The 12,076-nt window shown below is 35.1% G+C and carries 11 protein-coding genes; 5 read left to right on the plus strand and 6 right to left on the minus strand.

The features are described from left to right. Positions 1-16: 16 nt before the first annotated feature. From CBE70_RS16900 to CBE70_RS16920, 5 genes are all read left to right on the plus strand, one after another. Positions 17-1,351, plus strand: a complete 1,335-nt coding sequence (locus CBE70_RS16900; RefSeq protein WP_100160245.1) for a cytochrome ubiquinol oxidase subunit I — start codon at positions 17-19, stop codon at positions 1,349-1,351. Then, the gene (cydB, locus tag CBE70_RS16905; protein ID WP_100160246.1) at positions 1,341-2,348 is read left to right on the plus strand and encodes a cytochrome d ubiquinol oxidase subunit II; all 1,008 of its coding nucleotides are present in this window, start codon (positions 1,341-1,343) and stop codon (positions 2,346-2,348) included. The genes CBE70_RS16900 and cydB overlap by 11 nt, the downstream gene beginning before the upstream one ends. Beyond that, positions 2,329-2,490, plus strand: coding sequence for a DUF2474 domain-containing protein (locus tag CBE70_RS16910; protein WP_100160247.1), 162 nt, complete (start codon positions 2,329-2,331; stop codon positions 2,488-2,490). The genes cydB and CBE70_RS16910 overlap by 20 nt, the downstream gene beginning before the upstream one ends. Before the next feature lie 681 nt (positions 2,491-3,171). Continuing rightward, positions 3,172-3,555: a DUF805 domain-containing protein gene (locus tag CBE70_RS16915; protein WP_100160248.1), complete on the plus strand. Its 384-nt coding sequence runs from the start codon at positions 3,172-3,174 to the stop codon at positions 3,553-3,555. 362 nt (positions 3,556-3,917) lie between these two features. Beyond that, positions 3,918-4,763, plus strand: coding sequence for a siderophore-interacting protein (locus CBE70_RS16920; protein ID WP_198585742.1), 846 nt, complete (start codon positions 3,918-3,920; stop codon positions 4,761-4,763). A gap of 88 nt (positions 4,764-4,851) precedes the next feature. Here the strand turns inward: CBE70_RS16920 and CBE70_RS16925 are convergent, their stop codons facing one another. The 6 genes from CBE70_RS16925 to phoH form a co-directional block, all read right to left on the minus strand. After that, entirely contained in the window at positions 4,852-5,544 is a 693-nt protein-coding gene (locus tag CBE70_RS16925; protein ID WP_232797424.1) for a fimbrial biogenesis chaperone, read from the minus strand. A gap of 25 nt (positions 5,545-5,569) precedes the next feature. Next, positions 5,570-6,646: a fimbrial protein gene (locus CBE70_RS16930; protein WP_100160250.1), complete on the minus strand. Its 1,077-nt coding sequence runs from the start codon at positions 6,644-6,646 to the stop codon at positions 5,570-5,572. An 11-nt stretch (positions 6,647-6,657) separates the two neighbouring features. Continuing rightward, complete coding sequence (locus tag CBE70_RS16935) at positions 6,658-9,171, minus strand: fimbria/pilus outer membrane usher protein (protein ID WP_232797425.1); 2,514 nt, start codon at positions 9,169-9,171, stop codon at positions 6,658-6,660. Between the two features lie 13 nt (positions 9,172-9,184). After that, a complete protein-coding gene (locus CBE70_RS16940) occupies positions 9,185-9,877 on the minus strand; it encodes a fimbrial biogenesis chaperone (RefSeq protein ID WP_100160252.1) in 693 nt (230 codons plus the stop codon). A gap of 50 nt (positions 9,878-9,927) precedes the next feature. Beyond that, the gene (locus CBE70_RS16945; RefSeq protein WP_100160253.1) at positions 9,928-10,518 is read right to left on the minus strand and encodes a fimbrial protein; all 591 of its coding nucleotides are present in this window, start codon (positions 10,516-10,518) and stop codon (positions 9,928-9,930) included. 484 nt (positions 10,519-11,002) lie between these two features. Next, entirely contained in the window at positions 11,003-11,791 is a 789-nt protein-coding gene (phoH, locus tag CBE70_RS16950; protein WP_100160254.1) for a phosphate starvation-inducible protein PhoH, read from the minus strand. Positions 11,792-12,076 lie beyond the last annotated feature (285 nt).

The following is a 12,076-nucleotide window of genomic DNA, read 5'->3' on the forward strand; positions in this document are numbered from 1 at the left end:
TAAAACGAGGTTTTTTATGCTTGGGTTAAGTGCCTTTGATTTGGCGCGTATCCAGTTTGCGTTCACAGTTTCTTTTCATATTATCTTTCCCGCAATTACTATCGGACTGGCTAGCTTTTTAGCCGTATTGGAAGGTTTATGGTTAAAAACTCGCAATAAGGATTATTTAGCGCTATTCCATTTTTGGTCAAAAATATTCGCTGTTAACTTTGCTATGGGCGTTGTCTCTGGTTTGGTTATGGCCTATCAATTTGGAACCAACTGGAGCTTTTTCTCTGATTTTGCTGGCTCAATTACCGGTCCTCTACTCACTTATGAAGTGCTTACCGCTTTCTTCTTAGAAGCTGGTTTCTTAGGTGTAATGCTGTTTGGCTGGAATAAAGTAGGTGAAAAACTTCACTTTTTCGCAACCTGTATGGTGGCATTAGGTACATTAATGTCTACGTTTTGGATCTTGGCTTCAAATAGCTGGATGCAAACACCACAAGGGTTTGAAATTATAAATAACCAAGTCGTTCCCGTAGATTGGATCGCCGTTATTTTTAATCCATCGTTCCCTTATCGCCTTGCTCATATGGGTGTTGCAGCTTTCCTTGCTTCTGCCTTCTTTATTGCTGCATCTGCTTCATGGCATCTGCTCAAAGGCCATAAAACATCCGCCATGAAAAAGATGCTTTCAATGTCTTTATGGATGATTTTAATTTTAGCACCAATTCAAGCACTCATTGGTGATGTACATGGTTTAAATACCTTAAAACATCAACCTGCAAAAATTGCCGCGATTGAAGGTCACTGGGAAAATGAACCGGGAGAAGCAACGCCATTAATTCTCTTTGGTATGCCTGATATGGATGCTGAAGAAACGAAATATAAGATAGAAATTCCTTATCTTGGCAGCATGATCTTAACCCATAGCTTAGAAAAACAAGTTCCGGCATTAAAAGAGTTTCCTAAAGAAGACCGACCTAACTCACTTATCGTTTTCTGGTCTTTCCGCATTATGGTTGGCCTTGGTATGTTAATGATTTTAGTCGGTGTGTGGGGAACGTGGCTGCGATATAAAAAGAAACTTTATGAATCTAAAGCTTTCTTACGCTTAACTTTCTTAATGGCACCTTCAGGTCTTATCGCTATTCTTGCTGGTTGGTTTACAACAGAAGTAGGACGTCAACCTTGGGTTGTTTATGGCATACAACGAACACGAGATGCCGTATCTGCACATGGCGAAATGCATATGAGTATAAGCCTGCTGATCTTCTTAGTTGTTTATGGCTCTGTATTCGGTATTGGATATGCCTATATGTTAAAACTGATCCGTAAAGGTACACCGGAGGTTCATCATGGGAATTGATTTACCAGTTGTTTGGTTCGTCATTATCGTATTTAGTACGTTAATGTATATTGTAATGGACGGTTTCGATCTTGGTATCGGTATGCTTTATCCATTTATTAAAAGTGACCAAGATCGTGACTTAATGATGAATACTGTTGCCCCTGTATGGGATGGTAACGAAACATGGTTAGTCCTAGGTGGAGCTGCATTATTTGGTGCATTCCCATTAGCTTATGCGGTGATTCTTGATGCTTTAGCAATGCCTTTAACGTTAATGCTTGTCGCATTAATTTTCCGTGGTGTCGCTTTTGAATTTCGTTTTAAAGCTGATGACAGCCACAAAGGCTTTTGGGATAAATCATTTATCTTTGGCTCTATCTTAGCCACCTTTATGCAAGGTGTTGTCGTGGGTAGCGTTGTTCAAGGTTTGCCCGTTGTTAATCGCACCTTTGCGGGTAGCTATTTTGACTGGTTATCCCCTTTTGCACTCTTTTGCGGATTTGGATTAGTTATCGCCTATTCATTATTAGGATGTGGCTGGCTAATTATGAAAACCGAAGGTCATTTACAACAGAGTCTATATAAGGTAGCTAAACCTCTTACACTCATTATGCTGGCAGTCATTGCAGCCGTCAGTGCATGGACACCATTAGCACAACCTGCAATTGCTGAACGTTGGTTCACATTACCAAACCTGTTCTTCTTTTTACCAATTCCTCTTTTAGTGTTGTATAGCACTTGGCTAATTTTACGCTCAGTGAAAAAACAAGGGCATTACCTTCCTTTCTTTGGTGCACTGGCTTTAATTTTCTTAGGTTTTGCAGGATTAGGGATAAGCATTTGGCCTAACATTATTCCACCTGCAATTAGTTTTGTAGAGGCATCCGCACCACCAGAAAGCCAAGGATTTATGCTAGTTGGCGCATTGTTTATTATTCCAATTATTCTCGTTTACACATTCTGGAGTTATTACGTTTTCAGAGGAAAAACAAATTATGAAGAAGGTTATCACTGATCCACAAGTACAAAGTAAACCCTCATTATTAAAAAAATGGGGATGGTTGATTACTATTTGGTTTTGTAGTGTTTTAGCCTTATTCGCTGTGTCTTCCCTCTTCCGTTTTTTAATGACGTTAGCCGGAATGAAAGTCAAGTAAAGGCAAAGTACATACAGCAATATAATTAACTAGCACCGAATACGGTAAGCTATAAAATAGAAGTAAAGAAAGGGCTGGAGTTATCTTCAGCCCTTTTATCTTTATTTAAGATAGAGATTTAAGATAGAGGGTTGCCGTTTCATGTCATTAAAACTTAACCTATTCTTATTAGAATGCTCTTTTAACAGCTAATTTTATATAAATTGTTTTGTTATAAAAGAAAATATAAAAGCAAATGTTTTTATTTTTCTATGATTAACTAAATTTAAAGCAAACTCCTTGATAAAATCATTTCAAATACATCATTTTTGATTAACAATAAGAGATAAAATCTTTTTTATGCATTTATTACGATAAATAAAGATATAAATAATCCTATAAAAAACCATCTTCTCTAGAAATAAGATAGAATGAATGTTGAATTAGGCTTTCAAAGTAATTATGATATCGCCGCCTAGAAGGTTCATATCTGTATTATTCTATAAAGACACACCAAATGTGTCATTTAGGTATGCCCATATGATTAATTCAAGAATTAAATCCACGCCCTATTAAAAGTGTGGGTAATGGGTGATATCTGTTCAAAATACATATTTTGATAATTTAGATTTATCTTAATTGCTAAGAAAGATCACTTACACTAGGCTTACTTATTGTTGCTACTAAATTAAGGATGAAGTCATGAATTGGTATTTGGAAGTTATTAAAAATAATTACGCTAACTTTTCAGGCCGTGCTCGCAGAAAAGAATATTGGATGTTTACTCTAGTAAACACCATTATTATTACTGTTCTATACGCTATTTTAATTTCATCAGTAGATATGAATACAGGTGAAATGAGTTCACTAGGTTCAATTGCAGGTATTATTATAGGTATTTATTCTTTAGCTATTATCGTACCTAGCCTTGCAGTAACTATTCGTCGTTTCCACGATCAAGATAAATCAGGTTGGATGTTCTTACTTGCATTTATTCCTGCTGTTGGTGGATTAATTGTTTTTGTCTTTATGTGCCTTGAAGGTACTAAAGGTGACAACAGATTCGGTCCAGATCCTAAAGCTTAATCTAGCGCTGAATTAATATGACAATACAGTGAGTGTACCTACTATCAAGTTTACTCACTGTATTAATTGATTTTCCTGTCTTTGAAAAATAACACCAACACACCTCCTCCCACATTGTAATTTAATATTTTTATTTACCTCTAACTTTTTTAATTAATGTCTCAGAGTTATTACATTAAGCTTATTGCATTGATTCTTAAGTTTTTTCTTTATTGTTAGTTTGAATCTAATCACACTATATAAGTAAAAAATACGTAATCCTTTACTAAATCAATGTTAATGTTGATAATGACTATCATTATTAATTGAAAATGATAATATCTACGTCGATAAAACAATTAAATGAGTCAGGTAAAAAAAACGTGAGTAATCAAAAAACACCTCAAGAAAAAAATATTTATAAACCAGCGCCTCCTCGCCTAGTTCAAGTAAAGCGTATTACGGATGTTACTCCGGGAATGCGTTGTATCACCTTTACGAGTGATGACTTAGATACTTACCCAGTAGATACAGCAGGGGCACATTTAAAAATATTCTTACCTTTAGAAGGCCAAATCAAACCAACAGTACCGGTTTTTTCTGAAAAAGGTCCTAAATGGCCTGAGGGCGAGCCAAGATCAATTGTACGTACCTATAGTGTTCGTGCTATTCGCCCTGAACAAAAAGAGTTAGATATTGAATTTGCAGTACATGACGATGCAGGCCCCGCTATTCATTTTGCGCTAAATGCTAAGCAAGGCGACTATATTGGGATCACTAATCCAGGTGGCCCTGAGCCTTTATTAGCACCAGCGTCACATTACTATATGGCAGCAGATCCAAGTTCATTACCTGCTTTAATGGCTTTAATTGAAGCCATGCAGCCTAATGTTCAAGGAAAAGTCGTTATACGAGTAGAAAACGAAACGCATCGCCAAGAAATTAAACGTCCTAGTGGCCTAGAGATAATCTGGTTAATTGGTTCTGTTGAAGAACAAACTCAAAACTTAATTAATGAATTTATGTCTTGGGAATTACCTGCTGAAGATGTGGCATTTTGGATTGCAGGTGAAGACAAAATTATTCGTGCATTAAGACGCCATATTCGCCGTGATAATGGTTACGATCGCAGCTTGATTTATGCCGTTCCTTATTGGCGTTTCGGTTATGACGAAGAAGGTTATCACGCTGAACGTCACCATGTTATGGATAACGAAGATGTAAGCTAAGCAATAAATTAAAGGCTAAGCGTTGACTGTACAGGCTGCATATTAACTCCCTCAATAATATGCAGCCTTTTTTATTATACAAATATAATTAATGTATATTTTTCTTATCTTGCTGATAATTTCCATCATCATCTATATAGATAACCGTAATTACTTGGTTCATATCAGCTTGCTTTTGATATTGAATGTACTGTTTTGCAAAAGGAGCAACCATAATAGCATTTGTTAACAACTCTTCTTTATCATCAAAATAAATCTTCGAAATTGTAAAGTAATAAGCTGTAGGATTATTTATTTCTAAATATTCGCCATTATGAGTTATCCCTATTTTTTTAAAAACGTCCTCGGTGGTTAACTTAAGTTGTGCTGGACGATAAAAAAGTTTAATTCGTGTTTGCAATGCTAATTGTAATGTACTGAGGTTTTCTTTATTTTCTGGTTTAGGTGCAATATCTAATACATTTAAATAAAAAACAGATTCTCTATCTTTGGGTAACTGTTTTTCTAATTGTTGTATTTTTAATTGTAATCCACCATTTGCAGTTATTTTTGCCATAGGTGGAATAACAATAAAAGGTGCTGTTGTCGTTTCTGGTGTGGACGCAATATTCCCTTCATCTACCCAACTTTGTATTAATGTCGGCTGTTCACTTCGATTAAAAACTTGCAACGATATTATCGATTTATCGGCAGAAAGTATTAAGCGAGTACGCTCAAGCACTACACTTGCATGAGTAAAATGTGCTATCAACATGAATAATAAAATTAAAACACCTTTCATTTTCGCTTCCATTTTTTATGGCTTATTAATCGTAAGACACCACAAGTGTTGCTGCACTTGTCATTTTTCCTTGAGTTACTGAATTAATATTATAAGGATAATAATAAGCGCCCATATTTATCGAAAATGCAGAGGATATAGTACCACCTTGATTAACACTAAAAATACTAGTCGCACTACCTTGTGTATTAATATTGTCAGATAAAATAAGCGGGCTTGCGGTGTTATCACTTTTTACGACACGGAACCCAACACCATTTGCACCTTGCGTTGTTGTGTTGGTTAATACAGTTTTATCCGTTGCCAATAAATTTTGACTTGATAAAAACATCTTAATATTACGTGATGCTTTTGAGCCACTTAAAAAGTCTTGGCATGTAAAATTTAATGTAAAAGGGGTATATCCTGCTTTATCTACCGTTTTTGCATCTTTTACGCTAATTAACGGCAATGAAACCACTAAACCGGCATTAGAAAAATTACACGTTGTCATCACCGGATTATATGTAATTTGCATCGGTTGCAAGAAAATATCATTTTGATCAACCGGCCACTGCCACGTTAATAAAAATTGAACTAATTTAGTGACGATAGTCAATAACCATTGAACAAGCCCCAGAGTCGATGCATCAGAGGCTAAAATAACGGGTGTAACAATTGCTGTACTGCCACTAACTTCTGTGTAATTACTTGAGGGCTTACTACTCAATAACGTAAATTTTAAGGTGAAATTAGTATCTAAATCTGATGCTGGATGTGTTCCCGCAGGAATATTCGTTACGTTATCTTTCTCTAATGCCGTTAATGTAATAGAGACAAACTGCTTACCACCATTAAAACCAATTGTTCCCGTTCTTCCATCATTAAAAGGTGAAGCAATACCTACTGTGTTAGGAAATAATCCCCTTGCTGTGCATTTATATGTACCCGGAAATGTTGTTCTACTCGATTTTGTGGTCGTTGTTGAAGTACTATTTAAATCCGCAGATAAATCAAAATTAACGTTGGGTGCAGTAATAGTGCTATCGGGTTTACAGTTAGCGATTGCCTGCTGGCTTATTGTTCCTAATAGCATTAAAAATATAAAGGCAGATGATTTCATAAGACTTTCCTTTATCGACAGATATTACTATTTTTATCCATCGTATTAACTAAATGATTAATCACACACTCTGTTTTTCCTGCCCCATTTAATTTAATCGAGACAGAAGAAGGTAACGCATCACTTTTTAAATAAAGTACACTCGATTGCCCAACATAACCGATACTCTGTTTCTTATTATTTAAAACTTCAGTACCAAAAGGTAAGCTTTCATCATTTTCTAAAGAAGCTCTGATAATGAACGTTTTACGCTGATCCGTGGTTAATGTGAGGTGATTAACAGCACCTAAATAAGGCGTAACATGCGTTATATTTCCTAAAACTTCTGCATTCGATGGGTATTCTGTATTTGTTAATATATAAGTATTCGTTCGATAAGGGATCGAATTCGCAACTAAAACAACACCTTGATTATTGGTTAATGTCGCTTTATTCCCATTGACCATCATATTATTCGCCATAGGCGCTTCAATAATGGTATAAGTTTTTCCAGTATCCCCAGAAAACGCAATATGACTAGGTATAGCAACAATAGTTCCTCGGGTTCCCAATCCACCTTGACGATAATTATTTGCTTCAGTATAAGAAGCAGATAAAGTGCTATAAGGATGGCGATAGCTCACATTAGCACCGACTAAATTATTCCCACCCGTCTGATTAGAGCCTGTTAAGGTATAATTAACCAAATCATCTTTACCTGCGGTTCCGCTCATACTCAATGTAGATTGCTGATAGCGTGAATCAGTGGCATAAACCGAAGTATTAATATTTGCTCTTTTATCAAAAAATGAAATGGGCACACTGACGTTTAAATAATAACGAGTTTCTTCTTTATTATCGTAATTTCTTAATTTTGATACCGAAAGATTATAAGCAATATCTTTATAGTTATTTGAATAACCTAGTTGATACTCTCGATTACTCTCATCAGTATTCCAATAATTTCGATGCGTTCCTGAAAGGAAAATAACACCTCGCTGGCCGCCTAAATATTGATTAAGGTTTATGGTAAACGTATTTTTTGCTCTAGAGCCGCGTAGTGCATCAAATGTTGTGAGATCTAAATCAGATGCAGCATTATTATTTCCCTGCTGCTTAGCAAGATCATTTTGATAATCTTTCCAAGCTTGGTAGTTATCATGAGAGTAAATTGAGTCCACAAAGCTATAATAATCACGGGTAGAGTAACGGTAAGCCGCCAGTGTTAAATTGGTTAATGTTGCATCCATATATTTGCTATATGCGAGACGAAAACTTTGGCCTGTTTTTTTGCCTGTTTGTAGATCTGCACTTGCATGAGTTATATCTGCGGAAATCGCCCCAAAGTTGAAATTCCAACCACTACCAATCAATGCCGAATAATAGTCTTCACTGGCAATTCCACCCGCATAAAGTGTAACAAGGTTATTTAAACCATAATGGAATTCACCTTGTGCAAATTTAGGTCGATAATCGGTATTACTAATACGTGACTCACCCACCATCACGTTATAGCGATATACACCTTCTTTTAACATATCGGGAACGGCTGAAAACGGTACAGTAAAAGTTTCCCTTCTTCCATCGGCCTCTTGAATAACCACTAAGAGATCACCACCTCCCGCAGTAGGCTGAATATCTCGAAAGGAAAATTCACCCGGCGGTACATTTTCTTGAAAAACTAGATTTTCATTTTGATAAACACTCACTAATGCGTTTGTTTGTGCAACGCCACGAATAATAGGCGCAAATCCTTGACTTGAATTAGGTAACATTCCCATTTCAGTCGCCAATGAAGCACCTCTAAATGAAATACTGGTAAAGAGTGCGGCTGGCGTATAAAAATCACCTATCGTTAATCCTGCGGTTATCTGGCTTAATGCTTTATAGATATAGCGGGTATTATTTTTCCATTGGCTTTTACCATGAGAATAATAAGTATAGTTAGACTCGTCTCTAAACTGCCATGCCCCTAAATTAATTCCTGAATTAATATTGGCAAAAAAACTCTCGTTATTACTTTTATTTCCTTTTTTTTCTTTGTAGTTATAGTAATTTAAATTGTAAGACAAAATCAGGGCTGAAATACCCTGTTCCCAATAACTGGGATCAACATATCCCACTTCTGATTGTTTAACAGAAATCTGAGGTGCTGTGATATCCAGCCTTAATCTATTAATATCTAATGTTGAAGCAACTCCCGTCGCCAATTCATTAGATAAAATTGTTTTTTGCTGTGCTATTTTTTGCTTTGCCGACAAAGATAAATTTAAACCTAACTTATTCACATCATCCGACTCAAAACTAGTCCCTGCATTATTCCCTAGCACATTGACTTCAAATTGCCCTTTCCACACCTGATTAACATACACATCAACAAGTTGCTTTCCTTCAGGTACTTTATCATCAATATAAAATCGTGAAATATCGCCATTCTTTGATTTTCCAACTAATAAAGATGTATCAAATCCCTCTGCATACAGATTTTGAGTATAATTTTGTATTCCTAAAAAAATAAGAACTGAGAGGTATTTTGAATTATTCACGATGTTATCTCTATTAGAGTTTAATATTCTGTGATTTATAAACACCAAAATCATCAACATAAATAACAACAACGGAATTGCTTTTTAATTTATTAATTAAAGGTAACTCACGAGAAGATAACGGCGGGATCATTTCAGAATCGACAAGCGTAATACGAGGTGTACCTTGTGTAGAAATAGAGGCTATCGTGAAATGATACTGTGAGTTATTTTTAACTAAAACTTTATCACCATTTAATTGATAAGTTATTTTCTCATTAACAAGTTCTGGTTTATCAGTTAAATCTTTTGGGCGATAAAAAACTTTAATTCGTGTTTTCATCGCTAATTGCAAATAACTTTTTCCTTTTAATGCTTCAGCATTTTCTGGAATATCGAGAATATTTAAATAGTATACCTGTTCAACATTTCCTGATAATTTTTCATCGGAATTTTTTATTCTTAATGTCTGACCTTGTCTACCTGCTATTTTTACAATTGGTGGATATAAATAAAAAGGAGAATTTGCATCTTCAGGTGTTGAGTTTATATCACCATCATCAATCCAACTTTGCACGAGTGAAGCTAAATCACCATTATTGGTCAATTGAAGATTAACACTATCTGTTCCTTCATAATAAATAACCCGTGTACCATTAATAATGATATTAGAAAATACACTCGTCGGTAATATCAATGCCATTAAAAAAACGATTAACTTTTTCATTATAAACATCCTAAAAAACCAGACCCAACATTGAGTCTGGTTTTTTTATATTATAAATAAGAAACAGTATAGATAACGTTAGAGTGTACTGGCCCTGTTTTAGCGGCTGTGGCATTTGTTTTATAATAACTGGCAATTAAACGCAGAGTATCTGAATCTGGCGCTGTTTTATCACCTTTAATACCTGTATCAAAGGTTGCATTTAGTGGTATAGCAACTGTTGGTGCGGCAGGTGTTGATAAACTAAAACCGACATTTTTTGCCACTAATGGATCATTTTCATTAGCGGTATCATTAACTAAATATAATCCACTTGTGGAAATGGTATTTGCAGATGAAAAATGTATCTTTAAATTACTTCCACTTGGCGTAGATGCTGGAGCACAATCAGAGAATGTCAAAGCAAACTCTTTTTGATTTTTGGCAATAACAGTACTCGCCGTTGTTCCGGCATCCGTTACGGTAATAGGATCTAATAAAATAGAAAAGTCCGCACTATTTCCTCCATTAATTGTACAGGTGGTATCACTAATAGCACCAGAGAAAGAGATTATTCCACCAGCGCTGTTGGTTGCAGCAAATGCCGACGTCGACAATATAGCCACTGATAATAATGACAGTGGGAGTTTATTTTTAAGCATATATAACCCCAAGAATAGACAAATATTTAATTAGCAAAAATAAGCTTCTATTATTGCCATCATTAACTAAAGGTGATGAAATTAGACCCTAGTCAATCTGATATTAGTCATATTTTAAAAAACCAACAAATAAAAATAACCACTTTTTAAAAAATGTGACTTAAGTCAAATTCAATCGGTTATTTGATTTGGTTAATATATAAATGTATTAATATTTAATGTCACTATACAATTAAAAATTATAAATAAAAAAACAATAACAATTAATTTATTAACAGCCAATCAAAAAAAGAATATCTATAAATGAATTAATTTATTTTGGAATTTTTTATTCAAATTAAATATTCCATAATTAATAAAAATAACAAATAAAATAAGAATAAACTCACAAAACAGCTTAACTCTAAAAATAAAATTTAATAAAAATAAAGGCCACATTAATATGTGGCCTGTTTAACTTTATACAAAAAACCTCATGCTCTATTTAATCATTATAAGCAGCTAATACATGTTGACATAATGTAGAGCGTACACAATCTTCTTGCATAAATTTAATCACTCCCACTCGATTATTAGCCTCAAATCGAATAAGTGCATCCGCTAATCCAGACGGTACGCTAGTAGGTAAATCACACTGTGTAATATCACCATTAACCACAACCGTGACATTTTCACCCATTCTAGTTAGAAATAGTTTCATTTGATTTACAGTCACATTCTGCGCTTCGTCTAAAATAACAAATGCATTTTCAAAAGTACGACCTCGCATATAAGCGAAAGGCGCAATTTCAACTTTACCGATTTCAGGCCGTAAACAATATTGTAAAAATGAAGCGCCTAAACGTTTGACTAATACGTCATAGACAGGACGAAAATAAGGTGCAAATTTTTCAGCAATGTCACCAGGTAAGAAACCGAGATCTTCATCAGCTTGTAACACAGGTCGAGTAACAATGATACGTTCTATTTCTTTATTAATTAAGGCATCGGCAGCCATTGCAGCGCTAAGAAATGTTTTACCACAGCCCGCTTCCCCTGTGGCAAAAATAAGATTCTGATGTTTAATGGCATTCATATATTGGCGTTGTGCTTCATTGCGAGGAGATAACACACGTTCATCACGTTTTTCTCTCGCCATACCAATAGTATCGATGATATCCCCAAATCCTGGTAAAACCATAACGTTATCTCGATGAGCTCCATTACGTTGTTCTTTACGTGAGGTGCGTTTATTTTCTCGGCGTAAACGTGTTGCTGCTTTTTGTCTACTCATAGTGGTATTTACCCTTGTTAGTCTTCAAAAAGTCATCGACATCTCTGTTTGCATTTCATTCCTTTACCGATGAGTCCCCTTCAGACTCTGTTTAGTCGCAGAAAACAAAAAAACCGGTCACAATCCTGAACATTAAACATCAATGAACGGTTGTTGCCGGTTTTCTGTGAGTAACGAGATATTTCCATTGCTTCTGTCATTCATATTCCCCATCATGGAGCTAGAGTGAAAATTAACGAAGCTTTATGACAGTATAATGACAAAAGAAAAATATTTTCAATACTG

The sequence above is a fragment of the Proteus columbae genome, from assembly GCF_002777965.1.
Lineage (GTDB): Bacteria > Pseudomonadota > Gammaproteobacteria > Enterobacterales > Enterobacteriaceae > Proteus > Proteus columbae.